Source organism: Ascidiaceihabitans donghaensis, assembly GCF_900302465.1.
Taxonomy (GTDB): Bacteria; Pseudomonadota; Alphaproteobacteria; order Rhodobacterales; family Rhodobacteraceae; genus Ascidiaceihabitans; species Ascidiaceihabitans donghaensis.
Map to the genome: position 1 here is coordinate 100767 of NZ_OMOR01000003.1, position 18577 is coordinate 119343.

The following is an 18577-nucleotide window of genomic DNA, read 5'->3' on the forward strand; positions in this document are numbered from 1 at the left end:
GATATGAACACGCACACAAAATTCGACGATTACGAGGTCGGCTATGACATTCCTGCCAAACCCGGCATGGACGAAGCGGACATTCAAACACCCTGCCTTGTGCTGGACCTTGATGCGCTTGAGCGCAACGTCAAGAAGATGGGCGATTATGCCAAATCCCACGGCATGCGCCACCGCGTCCATGGAAAAATGCACAAGTCCGTCGATGTGGCGAAACTGCAGGAAAGCCTTGGCGGCGCCTGTGGCGTCTGCTGTCAGAAGGTGTCCGAAGCCGAGGTGTTCGCCCGCGGCGGGATCAAAGACGTGATGGTGTCCAACCAAGTCACAGAGCCTGCCAAAATTGACCGCCTTGCCCGTATGCCAAAATTGGGCGCTCGCACATTGTGCTGTGTGGATGATCCGGAAAACGTCGCCAACCTGTCAGAGGCCGCGCAGCGTCATGGCACCCAGATCGAATGTCTGGTCGAAATCGACTGCGGCGCGGGCCGGTGCGGTGTGACCTCCACCCAAGAGGTGGTCAACATCGCCAAAATGATCGACGCGGCAGAGGGTCTGAAATTTGCAGGCATTCAAGCCTATCAGGGCGCTATGCAACACCTTGATTCTTACGACGAACGCCAAGGCAAAACCCAAGTGGCCATCGACATGGTGCATGATGCCATCGCCGGCCTTAAGGCCAACGGGCTGGAGTGTGACATCGTTGGCGGCGGCGGCACAGGGTCCTATTACTTTGAAAGCAATTCAGGCGCGTTCAACGAACTGCAGTGCGGATCCTACGCCTTCATGGACGCGGACTATGGCCGCATTCTGGACAAGGACGGCAACCGCATCGACGAAAACGAATGGGAAAACGCGCTGTTTATCCTGACCACAGTCATGTCCCACGCCAAAGCCGACAAGGCCATCGTGGACGCGGGTCTTAAGGCGCAATCAGTGGACAGCGGCCTGCCTTTCATCTTCGGGCGCGATGACGTCGAATATGTGAAATGTTCGGACGAACACGGCGTTGTTGCCGACCCGGATGCCGTCTTGAAGGTCAACGACAAGCTGCGTCTGGTCCCCGGCCACTGTGACCCGACCTGCAACGTGCATGATTGGTACGTGGGCGTGCGCGGCGGCAAGGTTGAGACGGTCTGGCCTGTTTCTGCACGCGGCAAAGCCTACTGAGATTAAGGGGTCTGACCACGGGTCGGACCAGATCACGCCTGGGCGTGCGCTTGTCATAAGCGCGCTCGTCCGGGCGCATTTTTTATGGGAGACACCAATGCTGATCGTACCTGAGCGTGAAATCGCAAACCTGATGACGCGCGACGCCGCGTTTGATGCCGTTGAAGGAGTCTTTGCTGCCATGGCTTCAAAAGACGCCTACAACTTTCCGGTCATCCGCGAAGCGATTGGCCATGAAGAAGCCCTTTACGGGTTCAAAGGCGGGTTTGACAAAGCCGGTATGGCGCTTGGCCTGAAAGCGGGTGGCTACTGGCCCAACAATCTGGAAAAGCATGGTGCAATCAATCACCAGTCTACTGTGTTTTTGTTTGATCCCGACACCGGCATGGCCCGCGCGATGGTTGGGGGCAATCTGCTGACGGCCCTGCGCACCGCGGCGGCGTCCTCTGTGTCGATCAAGCATCTTGCGCGTCCGGACGCCAAGGTGATGGGCATGGTGGGTGCGGGCCATCAAGCGACATTCCAATTGCGCGCCGCCCTTGAGCAACGCGCCTTCGAGAAAGTCATCGGCTGGAACTACCACCCCGAAATGTTGCCCAACATTGAAAAGATCGCCAATGAAGCGGGCGTGCCGTTTGAAGCGGTCGACCTTGAGGGCATGGTTGAGGCGGATGTTGTGATTTCCATCACCTCTACTTTTGCGCCCACAATCATGGCCGATCATGTAGCACCCGGCACGCATATCGCCTGCATGGGCACCGACACCAAGGGCAAACAAGAAGTCGAAGCCACCCTGCTCGCCAAATCCACGGTGTTCACAGACGAAGTTGCGCAATCCATCAGCATCGGCGAAGCGCAACATGCAGTGGGGTCCGGTTTGATCGCGGAAAGTGACGTGCATGAACTGGGCGCAGTGATCAACGGCACCCATGCGGGCCGCACATCAGACGATGAGATCACGTTGTTTGATGGCACTGGCGTTGGCCTGCAAGACCTTGCAGTGGCAGCACGTGTTGTCGCGTTGGCTGTGGAAAGCGGCGTGGCCATAGAGGTGGATTTTTAAGACCTGCCACCCGGCATCTGCCTAAGGCAATCAGTTAGAATAGCACCCCACCGCTGATCACAGCGGTGGGGTGTGTCGTTTACTTGTTGTTCAAGGACCCTTCCCCATGCCCCTGCATTCCCCCCGAGACTTCCTCGGTTGCTTCATCAGACAGCTCTTCTGGCAGGATCAGGTTCAAAACGATGGCAATCAGCGCAGCAGGTAACAGGCCTGACGTCATCAGAATACGCAGTGTGTCTGGCAGATATTGAACCGCTTTGGGGTCAAGTTGCAAACCCAGCCCAACCGACAGGGCAATCGCAAAGATTACCATGTTGCGGCGGTTCCAGTTCACGTCTGACAGCATCGAAATACCAGCTGCCACAACCATGCCAAACATCACGATCACACCGCCACCTAGAACTTCGATGGGGATTGTGCGGATCACAGCACCCACTTTTGGGATCAAACCGCAGATGATCAAAAAGACCGCGCCGATGGTCACGACATGGCGTGACATCACGCCTGTCATGGCGATCAGGCCCACGTTCTGGCTGAACGATGTGTTTGGAAAGCCGCCAAAGATGCCAGCCACCGCAGACCCCACACCGTCCGCATAGGTCGCACCAGAAATCTCTTTGTCTGTTGCTTCGCGACCCGCGCCACCTTTGGTGATGCCGGATACGTCACCGACAGTTTCTACCGCAGACACAAAGGCCATCAGGCAGAAACCGACAACCGCAGCGATGCTGATTTCAAAGCCGAATTTGAAAGGCATCGGGAAGGCGATCGGCGCCGCGCGGCCCCAGCTTGTGGCGATGCCCTCAAGTGTCACCATGCCCATCGTCATGGCATAGAAGTACCCAACGATGATGCCGATCACGACAGCAGAAACGGCCAACATGCCGCGCGCGTAAAACTTCAGACCAAGCGTCACAAAGATCACAACCAGTGCGGCGGACCAGTTCAATAGCGATCCGTATTCGGGCTTGTTGATGGCGGGCACACCGCCCGCGGCGTATTGAATGCCGACTTTGACAAGGGCCAGACCGATCATCGTCACAACCAGCCCGGTTACCAGAGGCGGCAAAGCAAAGCGGATTTTGCCGATGAACGTCGCGATCAAAGTGTGAAACAGGCCCCCGATGACAACACCACCAAAGAGCGCAGGCAGGGCCTCGACGCCTTTGCCCGCGACCAGCGGAATCATGATTGGAATAAAGGCAAAGGACGTGCCTTGAACGATCGGCAAACGCGCCCCAACCGGTCCCAGACCGATTGTCTGAAACAGCGTGGCAATGCCCGCAAACAGCATAGACATCTGGATAAGGTAGGTCATGTCAGGGAAACCCTGTGCGCCTGCGTCGGACCCGAACCCGAACCCGGCCGCCCCCGCGATGATGATCGCAGGTGTGACGTTTGACACAAACATCGCCAGCACATGCTGGATGCCCAGCGGTACGGCCTTGTGCAAAGCCGGTGTGTAATTTGGATCCCGAAGCTGTTCCGGTGTCCCGATGGATGCATCTGTCATGGTGACTGTCCCTCCCTAGGTGATGCTTTGCGCTGGCGTTTGGCCTAGCTGTTTTTTATTCTTCGATGATGTAGGGCGTTTCGAACCAATGCTCTTGCAGGTTTGCGCCGTCTCCGATGCGGTCCACAACGGCAAACAATCCCGGTTCGAACAAAGGGGTCAAAACGCCGTGCCATGTGCCACGGTGAAAGTTGATCGCTTGGCCCGGTGCTGTGATGAACGCGACTGGATCCTGCGGGGTGCCATTGTCATCACGTGCCACAACCACCAGAAACGGGTCGGCTGACATCGGCACAAAGGCCTGACTGCCCATCGGGTGTCGTTCGACCATTTCAAGCCGAAGTGGCAGTGTTTCCTTTTCGCCCTTGAAGATGCTGATACCTGCCTGCCCGTCCGTGAAATCCAGCTGCGCCTGATCGTGAAAGCGGCCGCATTTGCCCTGATTTATCATCTTGTCGGGGGCACCCGATGCCTGCATCACATCGCCGTAGGGCGCAAAGGCGTCTGCGGTCAGGGTGCTGGTTTTGATGCGGATTGTCATGTCGGGAACTTTTCGATCAGGCGCAATTGCGCGATGCGTTCCACCTGCACGCAGGCTTCGGCAAACTCCGCCGCGCGGTCGTTGCTGATGCGGCGTTCAAATGCCGCGACGATGCTGGCTTTGGTGTTGTCCTTGACGGCAATGATGAAGGGAAACCCGAACTTTGCGGTGTATGCGTCATTGAGTGCTGTGAATGTGGCACGTTCTTCGTCCGTGAGCATGTCCAGCCCCGCGCCCGCTTGTTCTGCGGTGCTTTCCGCCGTCAGCCGGCCTGCGGATGCAAGTTTGCCGGCCAGATCGGGGTGTGCGTTCAAAACCCCAAGCCGTTGGTCTGTGCTGGCACTGCGAAACACCCGTGCAAGCGCCTGATGCACACCGGCTGCGCTGTCATGGGTTGGACCAAGTTCGCCGTCATAGGCCGCTTCTGCGATCCATGCGCTGTGTTCAAAGATGCCGCCAAATTCCGTGACAAAGGTCTTGCGGTCCATTTCAGAAGGGCGTGTCATGGCCACTGGTGGGTGTTCCTTCCTCCAGTGTTCGGCAATCTGGAGCCGTGTGGCGAACCAGACGCCTTCGTGTGACTTCATATGATTGATGGCGCGGCGCAGGGCGGCGGCCCGTCCGGGGCGGCCAATCAGACGGCAATGCAACCCGATGGACAGCATCTTGGGGGCACCCGCCTGCCCTTCCTCATAAAGATAATCAAAGCTGTCTTTGAGATAGCTTTCGAACTGGTCCCCGTTGGTATAGCCCGCCTGAATAGCAAAGCGCATATCGTTGCAATCCATGGTGTAGGGCACGATCAACTGGTCGATCTTTTGTTCGGGCTTTTGTTCGGGTGCCTCAAATTGCATCCAATAGGGCAGATCATCGGCGTAGCTGTCCGCGACATAGGCAAATTGCCCCGTTTCAGCCGCCAATCGTACCGTGTTGTTGGAACACCGGCCTGTGTACCAGCCGCGCGGGGCTTCACCGGTGACTTCGGTGTGCAGGCGAATGGCTTCGGCGATTTGGTCCCGTTCTTCGGCCTCTGGCATGTCTTTGTGTTCGACCCATTTCAAGCCGTGGCTGGCGATTTCCCAGCCGCTGTCTTTCATGGCTGCGACTTGTTCGGGCGCACGTGCGAGGGCGGTCGCGACACCGTAAACTGTTACTGGCAGGGCGCTGAGCATCCGGTGAACCCGCCAAAACCCGGCCCGCGCCCCATATTCGTAGATCGATTCCATGTTCCAGTGGCGCTGACCGGGCCAGGCTGCGGCGCCAGTGATCTCTGATAAAAATGCTTCGGATGAGGCGTCCCCGTGCAGGATGTTATTTTCGCCACCCTCCTCATAATTAAGCACAATCTGGACTGCGATCTTGGCGCCATTCGGCCAATTCGCTGCGGGTGGCGTCGCACCATATCCGGTCATGTCGCGCGGGTATCTTTGCACTTTGGGTCTCCTTGTTAGGGATCTTGTATTTCAAAACAATAGATATGTTTTTCAAAAAAAACACGAAGGAGCGTTTGGAAGGTCAGGGTTTGCGTATTTTGCATTCTATTGTCAGATTGTGCACAAAAATGAGGAGGAAATTAGAGTGTCCGGTTATCTCACGACCCACGTTCTTGACACGGCGCGCGGCTGCCCTGCGCAAGGCATGAAAATTGAGCTGTATAAGATCAATGGCGCAGATCGGGTATTCTTAAAGTCTGTCGCAACAAATGACGACGGGCGCACCGACGCACAAATCTTGCCTGCCGTAGAATTTGAAACCGGCATCTATGAACTGGTGTTTCACGCAGGCGATTATCTGGACCGCACAGGAACACCACCAGAAGAACCGCGGTTTCTTGATGTGATCCCGATCCGGTTCGGCATGTCAGAGGCATCACACTACCATGTGCCACTGCTGGTTTCACCCTTCAGCTATTCGACTTATCGGGGCAGTTGATGCGGTTATGCCGTTTCGTTGAATGATCCGGCAATGCGATCCGACACAAAGTCCATGAACAAGCGCGTCTTTGGGTCCTGATGCCTCCGGTGCGTAAACAAGCAGGCCATTTGAATGGGTTCTGGTGGCGTGTCTTCGCACACCACAACCAACGCGCCGGATTTTAGGTACTGGGCGACTTCAAACACGGGTTTCAGGGCGATCCCGTGACCTGCCAGCGCCCAATCCGTCAACACGTCACCATCATCGCTTTCATATCGTCCCGCGGCTGGAAACCGTTTCATTCCGGACGCAGTCATCAAAGGCCACTGAAATTCCTTGGCGCCTGGAAAGCGCAGATTGAGGCATTCGTGTTTGTCTTTCACAAGGTCTTTGCCTGATGAAGGGTGCCCATGTGATGCAATATATCGCGGGGCAGCGCAAAGAACGCGTTGAACATCGGCGATCTTTTTGATCCGCAAGTTGCTGTCTTCGGGTTGGCCCAGAAAATAGGCAAGGTCCAACCCTTCGGTTGTCAGATCAACCTTTCGGTCCGTCAGCCTAAGCCGCACACTGACGTCGGGATATTCTGCAAGGAACGCTGGCACCTGCGGCGCAATCAACCTGCGCCCAACCCCCAAAGGGGCCGCGACATACAAGGACCCGCGTGGGCTGTCCGTTATGTCAGTGACTTGTGCTTCGGCCGCTTCTATCGATTCCAGCACTTCGCAGGCCCCGCGATAAAAGGCTTCGCCTTGCTCGGTCGCATTCAGGTTGCGGGTTGTCCGTTGAAACAGCCTGACGCCCAGATGGTCTTCCAGCTGCGAGATTCTTGATGACGTCACAGCCGGCGAAATGCGCAGATCACGTCCGGCCGCGGACATGCTGCCAAGCTCGTAGACACGAACAAAGGTGCGGATGTTTTCGAAATAGGACATTATATTGCTTTTTTTGATACAGCTTGGCTTTTCATAGCAATACCAGAACAATATTACCTCGACTAGTATGCCTTCAAATCCGAATCTCGAGAGGTAGGAATGTACGATTTTGCAATAATCTGGGACTGGACCGCCTTCTCGGTTCGGTGGCTTCATGTGATCACAGCGATGGCGTGGATCGGGGCCTCTTTCTACTTTATCGCTTTGGATTTGATGCTGAAGCCAAGTGACACCCTGCCTGCGGGGGCGTCCGGTGAAGAATGGGAAGTCCATGGCGGCGGGTTTTACCACACCATCAAATATATGGTTGCGCCTTCGCAGATGCCTGCGCATTTGACTTGGCACAAATGGCAAAGCTATTCGACGTGGCTGTCGGGGGCTGCGTTGCTGATGATCATGTACTGGGTGGGCGGTGAGATTTTCCTGCTGGACCCGACCAAAGCGGATTTGTCGTTGTTTCAGGGCATTCTGATTTCAGGTGGGTCCCTGACAATTGGGTGGCTGGCCTACGACCAGATGTGCAAATCAAAGCTAAGTGACCATCCGACATTTTTGATGCTGCTTTTGTTTGCGATTTTGGTGGTCATGTCCTGGGGCTATAACCAGATATTCACGGGGCGTGCGGCCCTGCTGCATCTTGGGGCCTTTACGGCAACGATCATGACGGCAAACGTATTTTTCCAGATCATGCCAAACCAACGCATCGTCGTGCAGGACCTCAAAGAGGGCCGCACACCGGATGCGAAATACGGCAAGATCGCCAAGGTCCGGTCCACCCACAACAACTATCTGACTCTGCCCGTTGTGTTCTTGATGCTGTCCAATCACTACCCGCTGGCCTTTGGCACGCAATACGCATGGATCATCGCCAGCTTGATCTTTTTGACCGGCGTAACAATCCGCCACTATTTCAATACCATGCACAAAACGGGCAAAGGCCCACATTGGACATGGGCGGTCACAGTCTTGCTTATGATTGTGATTGCGTGGCTGTCTTCCGTCCGCCCGACGGTCACCCTCGAAGAGGCCGAAGCCCGTCCGCTGACCGCTTATGAACAAAAGTTCGCTTCTGCCGAAGGGTTCGACACGGCATATGATATTGTGCGCGGCAATTGTTCCATGTGCCATGCGCGCGAACCGTTCTGGGAGGGGGTCAGGTGGGCCCCCAAGCATGTCTATCTTGAAACGACAGGTGACATCGCACGGCAGGCCGAACAAATCTATCTTCAGGCTGGTTTGACCCATGCCATGCCGCCCCCGAATGCGATTTCGACCATGACACCGGAAAATCGGGAACATATCATCGCCTGGGTACAGGCTGCCCGTGCAACAGACTGAGATTTGACAATGTTCCTTGGGTTGATCGGGTATGGCGGTATTGCAAAAGGACTGTTGGACCTTGTGTCACGCACGGGCGTGCGCGAAGTGACCGTTCTTGTGCGCCCGTCGACAGATGTGGCTGCTCTGGCGGAAACGGCAAACAAGGGTTCAGACATTCCAGTCAGGTTTGTCACGGCACTTGATGCATTTGCCGCAGCAAAGCCATCGCTTGTTGTGGAATGTGCGGGGCACGGTGCGGTGGGCAGCCACGTTCCAGATTTGCTTAGGCAGGGTTTGGATGTGGTCATAGCTTCGATTGGCGCTTTGGCAGACGAAGACTTACATCAAAAGATCATCAAGGCCGCGCAAACCGGAAAGTCCCGCTTTATCCTGCCAAGCGGTGCGATTGGCGGTCTCGATATTCTGCGCACAGCTGCACAAAGCGGCAAAGTTGATGTCGCCTATTGCGGCATCAAGCCGGCACTGGCATGGACCGGAACTCCGGCCGGTGATGTTTTGGACCTTGCGGCTTTGACGACGGCCACGCCGATCTTTTCGGGGTCTGGTCGTGAAGCTGCAATCGCCTATCCGAAGAACGCCAATGTTGTGGCGGCTCTTGCTTTGGCGGGTGCCGGTTTTGACGATATGACAGTCGAATTGATTGCTGATCCGGACGCCACAAGCAACCAGCACAGCTACACGGCGGTATCGCCTGTGTGTCGCTTTTCGATGTCGATTGGGTCTGTGCCATCGGCGGGAAATGTGAAGACGTCCATGACAACGATCTTAAGCATTTTGCACGAGATCACAGAATTTGAAACGCGGCTCGCGTATTCGTCCTTGTAGGGAACATCTGTGACAGCAGTGGCCTGTGCTACCAGCCGCCGAACCGGTCCCAGACCATCAATGCGGCATCCGGGTCCTTTGGAACAACATGATAGCGCTGGTGTTGCGCAGCTGTCGCACACGCGTGATTTGGCAAGATACGCAAAAGCGTTCCCACAGGCAGGTCCGGCATGTCTCCGTTAAAGTCGGGATGCCGGGCAATGACGCCATGTTCCTGATTGGCCTGTTTCACATACAAGCCGCGAATGGGCGCACCCGATGCATCACATACCAACCCGTAACCCTGATCGACACGCTGGTTGGCGGTGCCACGATCGCGCGACATGGCCATCCATCCCGCGTCGCAGATGGTCCACCCTTTTGCGTCTTGATGGCCAATGACCGTGGTCAGTACGCTCAGGGCGATGTCATCGACCGTACACACCTCAAGACCGGCCATGACCAGATCAAAGAACACGTAAACGCCTGCGCGCAGTTCGGTCACACCATCAAGGTTTTGCGCGGCATGCGCCGTTGGTGTTGAACCGACGCTGACAACTGGACACGGCAGCCCCGCATCCCGCAAAATCGTGGCCGCATCGACCACAGCTTGCCGTTCCTGTTCTGCAGACAGCACCTGTGCGGCGTGCCCCACAGCGCCATAGCTTTCGCCTGCGTGACACAGCACCCCGACCAGTTCTGCCCCGCCGTCGTGTAGGATACGGCCCACTTGGGTAAGTGCCGGACCATGTGCGGTTAACCCGCTGCGGTGCCCGTCGCCGTCAATTTCGATCATCGCGGGGATGGCTATTCCCGATGCTTTTGACGCTGCCGCAACCGCCTCTGCCTGTGCGGCGCAATCCAGCAGAACCGTCAGCCGACAACCCGCGCGATGCAACGCAATGACGCGGTCCAGTTTGTTGGGGCTGATGCCCACGCCATAAAGAATATCGTTGATGCCTGCCTGTGCAAATGCGTCGGCCTCTGCGAGGGTGGATACCGTTGCCGGACCGTGTCCATCTTTAAGGACATAGCGCGCCGCTGCTACACTTTTGGTCGTTTTCAAATGGGGCCGCAAAGCCACGCCCAATGTGAGGGCCCGTTTCGACAGACGGTCAATGTTGCGCATCATGCGGCCCTCATCGACCAACAGGCAGGGTGTGAACAAGGCGGAAAGACGGGGATCGGTCATAGCGTGACCCTATACCGATAAAGTCCAACCTGAAAAGATATCCGGTGATGTTTTTGGGGCCATCGTACGGGCGACTAAATCGCTGCATCCGCTACACCAATTGAGGCAGATCAAAATCCACCGCCTGAAGGTCTGGTAAGTGTGATGTGTCCAACGAAAGAACCCATATGAAAAAGACATGTACATTGCTTTTTGCCCTGCTTGTGATCCAGAACCCTGCGATTGCGCAGGATGCGGCCATTGGTGCGGCGCTGTATGAGACGCATTGCTCCGATTGCCACGGCTTTGAGGCGCGTGGGAACGGACCATTGGCCCCTGCATTGATCCTGCAACCACCGTCGTTGCGCAATCTGGTGCAGCGCCATGATGGTTTTCCGATGGAACGCGTCGTCACCCGTATTGACGGGCGCGATCCGTTGGTCAGCCACGGATCGCCGATGCCGGTCTATGGTCCTTACTTTGAGGGCGATGACACCGCGCTGAAAACAGAGAGCGGACAGCCGGTTTTGACCAGTCGGCCTATTGCCGATCTGGTCGCCTTCTTGAAGGAAATTCAGGAATAGATGGCATGCCAATCATTTCGGTCCGGTGCTTTGCACCCCGAACACCTTCCCTTCATCAAGGAGTTATGCCCATGACTGTCAGAACGGTTATCATCGCCAGCGTTTGCACCGCCTTTCTTGGGGCATGTACGCAGACCCCGTCGCATAGCGCTGCCGCGTTCGCGTCCGAAACGGTGGCCCGTGGGAAAACTATCTATGGTCAGGAATGTGCACAATGCCATGGAACCGCAGGAGAAGGTGGTGGACCTGCATCGCTGGGACTGGGTGCTGCCCCGCCTGATCTGGTTGGACTGAAAATGCGCAATGGCGGGCAGGTTCCGCGCGCCTTTGTGCGTAAATACGTTCTTGGATTGACTGAAGAAAACGATCTGGCAGGGCCTATGCCTGATTTCGCGCGTGTCGGGTTACGACATGTTTATCCAAAAGGCGGCGCTGACGGTGAAGTGCTGGAAGCAGATTTCGAAAGCTTGCTGGATTATTTGGAAACGATACAGCAATAGGCCGGACGCATCAGGTTTGGCTGGGTTTGATGATCAACCGGTTTGTTGCGTACGGGCTGTGATCTGCCCCATAACAAAGCGCGTTGCCAACATGCCGCCCACAAGCGCTGCAACAAAGATGATCACGCGGGTGTCGAGCGTACCCAAAGCGGGCAGTGCGCCTCCCGGGCAAAATCCGGCAATGCCCCATCCGATCCCAAAAACGCCCGCACCTGTTAGAAGTTTTGCATCAAGTTTTTGGTTGTTTGGGATGTCAAAGGCTGGCTCAAACACCGGTGCAGGCCGTTTCAGCACAAGACGGTAGCCGATGAACGTCACGATCACGGCCCCGCCCATCACAAAGGCAAGACTTGGGTCCCATGTGCCTGCAATGTCGAAGAAGTTGATCACTTTGGCGGGGTTGGCCATGCCCGACATTGCAATGCCGGTGCCAAACAGCGCCCCTGTCAAGAATGTCAGAAAAATGCGCATAATTCACGCTCCCAAAAGATGGCGGACCACATAAACGGTCAACGCAGTGGTTATCATGAATGTGAGTGTTGCAGCGAACGACCGCGGCGAAAGCCGTGCCATGCCACAGACCCCGTGACCAGATGTGCAACCGCTGCCCAAGGTCACGCCGATGCCGACCAGAACGCCGCCAACGATCAACAAGGGCGTGGCTGAAGGCACGTCAATGGCAGGCAATCCACCTGTGAGTCCGAAATAGATCCAAGGTCCGGTGAACATGCCCGCCAGTATCGCGGCGCGCCACGTCCAATCGGACCGGCTTGCAGGCCAAAGTGCGCCCGCCAGAATGCCGGTCGCCCCCATGATCCGTCCGCGCAAAAACATAAGGCAAACGGCGGCCAAACCGATCAAAACGCCCCCTGTGAGGGACGCAAGCGGTGTAAACGATGTTTCCATGGATCAAATCCTGCAGGTTGAGATACCGATGATGCGGTATAGCGGGCAAAATCGGAAAAATGCAGTCAGAAAAAGCACGACCCCGACGCCCATGCTACCATAGGCCAAAGCGGCGCTGGACCAGATTGCGGGCATGTTCAGCAGGGGAAGAAAAAAGAGTGCGAGGCCTGCAACGGCCCTGATCAGGCGGTCGAAGCGTCCAAGATTTGCGATCATGTCGGTGTCCTTTCAAGGATGACCCAAGGGTTACGTTGTCTTGTCCCCTACCTTGGATGCGCCGTCTGTGATTTTGTCACAAGCTGTCGGGAATTTTTACGGCGCGTTTGCCAAACGCCCAATGGCCGCGACATCGCACAGTTCAATCACGCCGCGGCTTAGTGTCAGCCAACCCCGTCTTTCAAATTCTTTCAACTGCCGTGAAATGACTTCGCGGGCCGTTCCCAATTCAACCGCCATTTGCTGGTGTGTCAGGTGTAGCGTGTTTTGCGCGTCTTGCAGTTCCAGCAGTTTTTGCGCCACCCGGATGTCCATGCGTTTGAAAGCGATTTCTTCGATGACCATGAAAAGGTCCGTGATCCGTTTTGAATATGCTTCAAACACAAAGGCGCGAAAGTCCTTTGAAACCGACATAAGTTCATCGAAGGTGTCACGCGGGATCAGGATGGCTTCAACATCGGTTTCTGCAATGCCTTCGGCTGAATATTCTTCAAACGCCAGCAGGCAAGCCGTGGTCAGAACGCAGCTTTCGCCAGCATGGACGCGGTACAGCACGATTTCGCGGCCCGCTTCTGACAGCTGTTGCACACGTACGGTACCCGACACAAGCAACAACAGGTTCTGGGGCGGATTGCCGGGGCCAAAGATCACGGCACCGGCTTTCAGCGCAGCGGGCACGGACTGCCTATCAAGCAGATCGGAAACCGTCTTTGAAAGTCCGGTCAGGCCGGGGAAATGGCGCCGCCATGTCAGTTTTTCAAGCATGTTTTATCCCTTGTTCTGGGTGTCCTAGCATCTTGGTCGCAGGTGTTTATTGATCTCCATCAATGGCGCGGCACGACAGTCCGTTAAAATGCCCCTATGACATTGGAACACGGACACAGCCCGCAAGAAATTGCACGACGGTTATCACAAGGCCAGCAGTACAACCCACTAAAAGACATGATTTACGGTGGAATTGATGGTGCGGTTACAACCTTTGCCATTGTGGCCGGGGTCGCTGGGGCGGGATTGCCCCATAGCATCATCGTGGCCCTTGGTTTGGCGAACATTCTGGCTGACGGATTTTCTATGGCGGCCAGCAATTATTCCGGCACCAAGGCCGAACTGGACGACCGCAAACGCATTATCCAGATTGAAGAACGCCACATCGCCGATCATCCTAATGGCGAACGCGAAGAGCTGCGCCAGATCCTTGCACAGCGCGGGCTTTCGGGGGGTGTTCTGGAACAGGCAACCGAAGAGATCACACACAAAAAGCAAAAGTGGATCGACCTTATGTTGACGGACGAATACGGGTTGCCTCGCGAGGGTCCCAACCCTGTTCGCGCGGCCCTATCAACATTTGCGGCGTTCCTTGTCGCGGGTGCAGTGCCTTTGATCCCTTTTGTGTTCGATCTGCCAAACCCTTTTGTCGTGTCGATCTATGCGACGCTTGTTACCTTTTTCCTGATCGGAGCAGGCAAAAGCCACTGGTCGTTGTCCAAATGGTGGCGTTCGGGGACCGAAACACTGGTTATTGGCGGGATGGCAGCGTTGCTGGCCTATGGGGTCGGGGGATTGTTCCACGCTGGATGATCTTGTGGTCCGCCATGTGCCGATGAGGTCGCATGCTCGTCGTGGGCGCCAGCCTTCTAGCGATAGCCAGTCAACGGAGGCTCATTTTCGAATGCCTCCAGCCATTCCCGCCATGCGTCCGCATCATCACCAAAATCCAGAAAGGATATGTCCTTGAGGCGCGAAAGGATGTCTTGGCGGGTGCGCCGTGCGCTTCCCAATTGCCCGTATTCGTAACCGGGGTAGACTTTGACCCATATCAGGTCGACGGGCGCGGAGGATGATTGATCCAACGCATCGATCATTGCGCGGGCTTCGGGCAGTCCTCTTGCGACTTCGGCCAGCAGGCGCGGCATAAAGGTTTTTTCTTCAAGCTCGTCCTCCATTTCCATGATGTCGCGGGTTGATTTGCCCTTGGTCAACTGGTCGTACAGGTTTTGGGCACGGTCTTGCATAAGGCTTTCAAAAAAGCGGGCGTCATTTCGGGTGTTCATTGGCCAAGCCTCCGGCGGTTGGCGGCGATGTACGCCTCTGAGTCCCGTCGGGCAATGTCCAGCAAGCTTGCCAATCTGTCAGCCTCATCCGAATTCCCCGTCGCCCGCGCAAGTGCTATACGGGGTTCTACGATGGATCTGGTTGTTTTCATTGCTTCGGTTTCCACACGTATTTCTTCAAGATAATACCGTTGCCCGCCATTTGGACCGTTGCGACCATATTTAGTCCAAAACTCATCCGCAGAGCCACCCCGCTTGAGCCACCGCGAAAAGCGCTGCGCGTGGGCGATTTCATGGGCTACTTCGTTGATCGCGATCAATTCGTTGTACCGGCCTGCCCCGACGCCGTCGATATAGCGTGGCATACCAATGTCGTCGGCAATTCGGAGCGAGCGGTCGGTTATCCTGAAGGCACTGCTTTGGCCGCGTCCGCCCAAACGGATGGAACTGACAAGCTGATCCAGCTCTGGGCCTGACATGCCCATGCGACGGGCCACATCATAGACAAGTTTACGCGCTTGGTTTGTGTTTGTTACGGCACCGCGCAATGCAAGAATACCGGCCTCGCCGCTGCGCAGCTTGCGGGCGCGTTCAAGAAGGCGGGATTGGCGGGCGATTGTAAGCCGCAACCGCAATCGCGGGATGCTTTCCCAAGCTTCGGCAACCACCCTGCCAATGCCATTGATGTTCATCATGATGCGCCCCGATGGCATCGTGGCAAAGTTCACCGTCAGACGTCCAAAGCGTGCATTGCGTATGCCCACCATTGTCAAACGTGCCGCATCGACCACCCTGTCCGAGGTGCGGGCCAAAAAGGACAGGTTTTGTGCGGTTCGGGCCCCTTGCATTGTTGCGCGCGCCGCAGGCAAAAACGCGGAAACGCCGGCCCCCCCCAAGCTTAACCCCAGCATTGTAAAGGACCAGTATTTGGTGAATGCCCGTTGGTCGTTTTGGTCAAGCACGCCAAAGCGTTCTGCCATGGCAAAGGCTGCGTCCCCCAACCATCCGGTTTGATGTGAACTTTGGACCGGTGTGCGCAGCATATCGATGCCTTGGGTCAAAGCCTCGATCCCGGCGATGGTCATGGCACCGCCCGCCAGCAGACCAACGCCCGTCCAGGACGCGCCAGCCGCCAACATGACGCCCCCGATGACTTCTGCCGCGCCGACAATGACATTCAAGGTGCCCCAGATGACGCGGCTGGACCAGCTGTCCATGAATTCTTCATGCGCACCCGCGCCGGGAATACCGGACCGCACCATCCAGTCACCCATGACACGGTGCAACCAATCCGCGCCGTCATCATTGGTGACGTCGTCAAACACCAGATCATCGTCGTCCATCCCGAGGGCCCAGTTGAACTTGTCGATGTTTTTGTTGATGCGTGTGGTGATTAGGATTTTACGGTCCGCGATGCGCCAATGCTTGAGCGTCTCAAGCCGGTACTGATTTGCCACAAGGCGTGCCATGGCCGCATTGTATTCATCGCGCCAATACAGCAGCCCACCGCCTGGCAGGAATGTGATCCGCCGCAATTCGCTGTGATCGCGGCTGATGGCTGCACGCAGCGCGGTTTCTTCGCCCGAGACGTCATCCACAAACTCGATCTGGTAGCCTTCGCCGTTGACCAGCATGTCCAACAGCTGCGCCCGTTCGGGATAGCGGCGGGCAAAGACGTCGATGACGCCGTCAAAGGTAATGGGTGCGCCCGCAAAAATCGGAGGAAACAGTTCGTCCGACCGGATTTCGTCTTCGACTGTCGCAATTCCCAAATCGCAACTCTGATCGACCTCAAGACCTGCAAACAAGGCATCAAGTTCGAAGTTGCCGATGTCTTGCGGGATAAAGGCCGCTTCTGCTGCGCATTGGCCCGTGGTGCAATCGTCTTCGGCGACATAAAGTTCTGCAGGTTCAGTCAAAGAGAGCCCCCATGCGTTGCCCCAAACGGGAGCGGATCAATTCGGAAATAGCCTGAAACCGCGTCTCTGTAGAAACTGTCGTCGCGTTCAGGTGGTGCTGGATGTCCGGCTTGAGCGGATCAAGGTCAGCCCCGTAAACAAGGTTCCACGCGATGAAGTATCGCAAATGAAAGCGGCCGCGAAACCCAAGCGGATGAACGGCCAGAACGGTGGCACGGGCTGTGTCCTTGAAATGTGTTCTATCTATCGCTGCGTTTTGCAGGGCCGCGCGGTCTTCAAGGTTTGCCAATTCGCGGTCCGCAGCCGCCAGAAGGGCAATGCGCCTTGCAGCTTTTGTGTCGATTTTCCGGTTCGGCGTGCTGCCAATGTGTTGGCACGCACCCTCGAACCAGCTTTGTCCAGCGTGATAAACAACTGTTTCAATGATCTGGTCTTGCGGTCCTGCGAAGAAACCGGCGCGGAAATCTATGTCCGCTTCATCAAGATAAAGGTGCAAGATGTCGGGGTCATAGAACCGGAAAAAAAGCCATGTGCCGTTTGTGTCTTCGAACTTGGTGAAGCGTCGAAAGTGCTTACGCACAGCATCCAGAGTGTCCCTGCTGCGCAACAACACATAGCTGGATGTGCCCCACAACTGCCATGACGCATCACCGTCCACAAACAACCCGCGTGTGAATGTGTGGTCTTTGTCCAAGTGAACAATCCACGGCGCCACGTCCCGCATGTCCTGTTCTCCTGTCCCCTGAAAAAGACATGCATGGTCTAGTCCGGAGGTCTCCAGAATCTCGGGCAGGCCCAAAATTTGTGCGGCATCCAGAATGACAAAGGTTCTAAGCGGTGAGGATGTTTGCCCCACATCGGTCTCTGCCTGTCCGAACAGCACGTCCATCAATCCGTCCGGTACGTTGTTTGGATCGGTTTGTTCAAATTGGGTGCCCAAGGGCGAGATATTTTCAAGGGTGCGAAACAACACGGAAGCGCCATCCGCAGCTGGCAAAGGCGCGGCGTGATCCAATGCCCAAATATCGTGTTGTGCTACATCGGTCATGTTACTCGCACGTCTCAACCATAAATTGCATATTCAGGATCACTACACCACTTGATCTGCGTGCATAAGCCCGCAGGAAAAGAATCTTCCGTTATTTGGGCCCGCCTTGATGCATCTCAATTCAACCTTGCGTGTCGGGCGCAAGCTTTGGCAGGGTTAGGCAAAGGGATATTTGCGATGGTTCACACGGCCACAAACAGCGCCATTTTACACGCCATCATGGATGCGGCAGTGGACGCGATGATCGTGTCCGACCAAGGCGGTAACATCCTGCGTATCAATGCTGCTGCGGGGCGGATGTTTCAATATGATGTGGTCGAAATGGTGGGTCAAAGCGTCAACATGCTGATGCCAAAGGCTTTGGCGGTGTTGCACGACGGTTTTATGTCTCACCACATTGAAACGGGCGAAAAGCGCATCATCGACACTGGCCGCGATGTTGAAGGATTGCGCAGGGATGGTTCCCTTTTTCCGCTGCACCTGTCCGTGGGGCACAGCGCGGTCGAAGGCCGCCGCATCTTTGTCGGCATTTTGCATGACTTAACCCGGCGCAAAGCCACGGAAGATGCCTTGTCGCGGTCCCAGCGTTTGGATGCCATCGGCAAGATGACGGGGGGCATCGCACATGATTTCAACAATCTTCTGACAGTGATAGTTGGCAATCTGGAACTGTTGGAAATGCGTGGCGCAAATGATCGCCAACTGCCTTTGATCAAGGACGCTCTGGAAGCGGCTGAAATGGGCGCTGATTTGACGACCCGTTTGTCGGTTTTCGCCCGGCGCAGCAATCTGAAACCGGTTCAGTGCGATCTGCGTGTGCTATGCACAGATACCCTGACTTTGCTAAAACGCACGATCGGGGCATCGTACCGGATCAGAACCGATTTTGCGGCCGAACTGGCTC

21 protein-coding genes are annotated in these 18577 nt (G+C 56.0%); 9 read left to right on the forward strand and 12 right to left on the reverse strand.

From position 1 onward, the window contains the following. Positions 1 to 3 precede the first annotated feature (3 nt). Positions 4 to 1167 carry a 3-hydroxy-D-aspartate aldolase BhcC gene (bhcC, locus tag ASD8599_RS19615; protein WP_108830474.1) on the forward strand — a complete coding sequence of 388 codons (1164 nt, stop codon included), beginning with the start codon at positions 4 to 6 and terminating at the stop codon, positions 1165 to 1167. Positions 1168 to 1264: 97 nt separating this feature from the next. Continuing rightward, complete coding sequence (gene bhcD, locus ASD8599_RS19620) at positions 1265 to 2230, forward strand: iminosuccinate reductase BhcD (RefSeq protein ID WP_108830475.1); 966 nt, start codon at positions 1265 to 1267, stop codon at positions 2228 to 2230. A gap of 79 nt (positions 2231 to 2309) precedes the next feature. On the opposite strand, the gene ASD8599_RS19625 is transcribed toward bhcD, so the two are convergent. The 3 genes from ASD8599_RS19625 to puuE are packed head-to-tail and all read right to left on the reverse strand — an operon-like array spanning position 2310 to position 5717. After that, entirely contained in the window at positions 2310 to 3743 is a 1434-nt protein-coding gene (locus tag ASD8599_RS19625; protein ID WP_108830476.1) for a uracil-xanthine permease family protein, read from the reverse strand. A 55-nt stretch (positions 3744 to 3798) separates the two neighbouring features. Then, entirely contained in the window at positions 3799 to 4284 is a 486-nt protein-coding gene (locus ASD8599_RS19630; protein ID WP_108830477.1) for an ureidoglycolate lyase, read from the reverse strand. Beyond that, positions 4281 to 5717 (reverse strand): allantoinase PuuE, encoded by a 1437-nt coding sequence (gene puuE, locus ASD8599_RS19635; RefSeq protein WP_108830478.1) that lies wholly within the window; start codon positions 5715 to 5717, stop codon positions 4281 to 4283. The genes ASD8599_RS19630 and puuE overlap by 4 nt, the downstream gene beginning before the upstream one ends. Positions 5718 to 5862: 145 nt before the next feature. Between puuE and uraH the strand changes: the two genes are divergently transcribed. Continuing rightward, positions 5863 to 6216, forward strand: a complete 354-nt coding sequence (uraH, locus tag ASD8599_RS19640; protein ID WP_108830479.1) for a hydroxyisourate hydrolase — start codon at positions 5863 to 5865, stop codon at positions 6214 to 6216. Positions 6217 to 6221: 5 nt separating this feature from the next. On the opposite strand, the gene ASD8599_RS19645 is transcribed toward uraH, so the two are convergent. Then, positions 6222 to 7133 (reverse strand): LysR family transcriptional regulator, encoded by a 912-nt coding sequence (locus tag ASD8599_RS19645; RefSeq protein WP_108830480.1) that lies wholly within the window; start codon positions 7131 to 7133, stop codon positions 6222 to 6224. Between the two features lie 99 nt (positions 7134 to 7232). Here ASD8599_RS19645 and ASD8599_RS19650 point away from each other — a divergent pair, with 99 nt between their 5' ends. Beyond that, complete coding sequence (locus ASD8599_RS19650; RefSeq protein ID WP_108830481.1) at positions 7233 to 8471, forward strand: urate hydroxylase PuuD; 1239 nt, start codon at positions 7233 to 7235, stop codon at positions 8469 to 8471. A 9-nt stretch (positions 8472 to 8480) separates the two neighbouring features. Continuing rightward, positions 8481 to 9299: an aspartate dehydrogenase gene (locus ASD8599_RS19655; protein ID WP_108830482.1), complete on the forward strand. Its 819-nt coding sequence runs from the start codon at positions 8481 to 8483 to the stop codon at positions 9297 to 9299. A gap of 28 nt (positions 9300 to 9327) precedes the next feature. On the opposite strand, the gene ASD8599_RS19660 is transcribed toward ASD8599_RS19655, so the two are convergent. Continuing rightward, entirely contained in the window at positions 9328 to 10470 is a 1143-nt protein-coding gene (locus ASD8599_RS19660; RefSeq protein WP_108830483.1) for an alanine racemase, read from the reverse strand. 167 nt (positions 10471 to 10637) lie between these two features. Between ASD8599_RS19660 and ASD8599_RS19665 the strand changes: the two genes are divergently transcribed. Together ASD8599_RS19665 and ASD8599_RS19670 are read left to right on the forward strand one after the other, a co-directional pair. Continuing rightward, complete coding sequence (locus tag ASD8599_RS19665) at positions 10638 to 11033, forward strand: c-type cytochrome (protein ID WP_108830484.1); 396 nt, start codon at positions 10638 to 10640, stop codon at positions 11031 to 11033. Positions 11034 to 11104: 71 nt separating this feature from the next. Then, on the forward strand, positions 11105 to 11533 hold the full coding sequence (locus tag ASD8599_RS19670; protein WP_108830485.1) for a c-type cytochrome: 429 nt from the start codon (positions 11105 to 11107) through the stop codon (positions 11531 to 11533). Positions 11534 to 11566: 33 nt separating this feature from the next. Here ASD8599_RS19670 and ASD8599_RS19675 read toward each other — a convergent pair whose 3' ends face one another. From ASD8599_RS19675 to ASD8599_RS19690, 4 genes are all read right to left on the reverse strand, one after another. Further along, on the reverse strand, positions 11567 to 12004 hold the full coding sequence (locus ASD8599_RS19675; protein WP_108830486.1) for a DUF6691 family protein: 438 nt from the start codon (positions 12002 to 12004) through the stop codon (positions 11567 to 11569). A gap of 3 nt (positions 12005 to 12007) precedes the next feature. Beyond that, positions 12008 to 12439, reverse strand: coding sequence for a YeeE/YedE family protein (locus ASD8599_RS19680; RefSeq protein ID WP_108830487.1), 432 nt, complete (start codon positions 12437 to 12439; stop codon positions 12008 to 12010). Between the two features lie 3 nt (positions 12440 to 12442). Then, positions 12443 to 12655 (reverse strand): YgaP family membrane protein, encoded by a 213-nt coding sequence (locus tag ASD8599_RS19685; RefSeq protein ID WP_108830488.1) that lies wholly within the window; start codon positions 12653 to 12655, stop codon positions 12443 to 12445. A gap of 96 nt (positions 12656 to 12751) precedes the next feature. Beyond that, the gene (locus ASD8599_RS19690) at positions 12752 to 13420 is read right to left on the reverse strand and encodes a Crp/Fnr family transcriptional regulator (RefSeq protein WP_108830489.1); all 669 of its coding nucleotides are present in this window, start codon (positions 13418 to 13420) and stop codon (positions 12752 to 12754) included. A 96-nt stretch (positions 13421 to 13516) separates the two neighbouring features. Here ASD8599_RS19690 and ASD8599_RS19695 point away from each other — a divergent pair, with 96 nt between their 5' ends. Then, entirely contained in the window at positions 13517 to 14233 is a 717-nt protein-coding gene (locus ASD8599_RS19695; RefSeq protein ID WP_108830490.1) for a VIT1/CCC1 transporter family protein, read from the forward strand. Positions 14234 to 14289: 56 nt separating this feature from the next. Here the strand turns inward: ASD8599_RS19695 and ASD8599_RS19700 are convergent, their stop codons facing one another. Genes ASD8599_RS19700 through ASD8599_RS19710 form a run of 3 tightly spaced genes read right to left on the reverse strand, consistent with a single transcriptional unit; the run spans position 14290 to position 17673 of the window. Continuing rightward, a complete protein-coding gene (locus tag ASD8599_RS19700) occupies positions 14290 to 14706 on the reverse strand; it encodes a hypothetical protein (RefSeq protein WP_108830491.1) in 417 nt (138 codons plus the stop codon). Then, positions 14703 to 16625 carry a hypothetical protein gene (locus tag ASD8599_RS19705; RefSeq protein WP_108830492.1) on the reverse strand — a complete coding sequence of 641 codons (1923 nt, stop codon included), beginning with the start codon at positions 16623 to 16625 and terminating at the stop codon, positions 14703 to 14705. Before ASD8599_RS19705 ends, ASD8599_RS19700 begins: the two co-directional genes overlap by 4 nt. After that, positions 16618 to 17673, reverse strand: coding sequence for a DUF4123 domain-containing protein (locus ASD8599_RS19710; protein WP_108830493.1), 1056 nt, complete (start codon positions 17671 to 17673; stop codon positions 16618 to 16620). The genes ASD8599_RS19705 and ASD8599_RS19710 overlap by 8 nt, the downstream gene beginning before the upstream one ends. A gap of 177 nt (positions 17674 to 17850) precedes the next feature. On the opposite strand from ASD8599_RS19710, the gene ASD8599_RS19715 reads away from it, so the two are divergent. Further along, positions 17851 to 18577: PAS domain S-box protein (locus tag ASD8599_RS19715; RefSeq protein ID WP_146188251.1), on the forward strand; the 727-nt coding region annotated here is incomplete at its 3' end.

Bases quoted from the DNA above. Each gene is read 5' to 3' on its own strand.
- bhcC (WP_108830474.1), top strand. From the start codon at position 4: ATGAACACGCACACAAAATTCGACGATTACGAGGTCGGCTATGACATT.
- bhcD (WP_108830475.1), top strand. From the start codon at position 1,265: ATGCTGATCGTACCTGAGCGTGAAATCGCAAACCTGATGACGCGCGAC.
- ASD8599_RS19625 (WP_108830476.1), bottom strand. From the start codon at position 3,743: ATGACAGATGCATCCATCGGGACACCGGAACAGCTTCGGGATCCAAAT.
- ASD8599_RS19630 (WP_108830477.1), bottom strand. From the start codon at position 4,284: ATGACAATCCGCATCAAAACCAGCACCCTGACCGCAGACGCCTTTGCG.
- ASD8599_RS19645 (WP_108830480.1), bottom strand. From the start codon at position 7,133: ATGTCCTATTTCGAAAACATCCGCACCTTTGTTCGTGTCTACGAGCTT.
- ASD8599_RS19650 (WP_108830481.1), top strand. From the start codon at position 7,233: ATGTACGATTTTGCAATAATCTGGGACTGGACCGCCTTCTCGGTTCGG.
- ASD8599_RS19655 (WP_108830482.1), top strand. From the start codon at position 8,481: ATGTTCCTTGGGTTGATCGGGTATGGCGGTATTGCAAAAGGACTGTTG.
- ASD8599_RS19660 (WP_108830483.1), bottom strand. From the start codon at position 10,470: ATGACCGATCCCCGTCTTTCCGCCTTGTTCACACCCTGCCTGTTGGTC.
- ASD8599_RS19665 (WP_108830484.1), top strand. From the start codon at position 10,638: ATGAAAAAGACATGTACATTGCTTTTTGCCCTGCTTGTGATCCAGAAC.
- ASD8599_RS19670 (WP_108830485.1), top strand. From the start codon at position 11,105: ATGACTGTCAGAACGGTTATCATCGCCAGCGTTTGCACCGCCTTTCTT.
- ASD8599_RS19675 (WP_108830486.1), bottom strand. From the start codon at position 12,004: ATGCGCATTTTTCTGACATTCTTGACAGGGGCGCTGTTTGGCACCGGC.
- ASD8599_RS19680 (WP_108830487.1), bottom strand. From the start codon at position 12,439: ATGGAAACATCGTTTACACCGCTTGCGTCCCTCACAGGGGGCGTTTTG.
- ASD8599_RS19685 (WP_108830488.1), bottom strand. From the start codon at position 12,655: ATGATCGCAAATCTTGGACGCTTCGACCGCCTGATCAGGGCCGTTGCA.
- ASD8599_RS19690 (WP_108830489.1), bottom strand. From the start codon at position 13,420: ATGCTTGAAAAACTGACATGGCGGCGCCATTTCCCCGGCCTGACCGGA.
- ASD8599_RS19695 (WP_108830490.1), top strand. From the start codon at position 13,517: ATGACATTGGAACACGGACACAGCCCGCAAGAAATTGCACGACGGTTA.
- ASD8599_RS19700 (WP_108830491.1), bottom strand. From the start codon at position 14,706: ATGAACACCCGAAATGACGCCCGCTTTTTTGAAAGCCTTATGCAAGAC.
- ASD8599_RS19710 (WP_108830493.1), bottom strand. From the start codon at position 17,673: ATGACCGATGTAGCACAACACGATATTTGGGCATTGGATCACGCCGCG.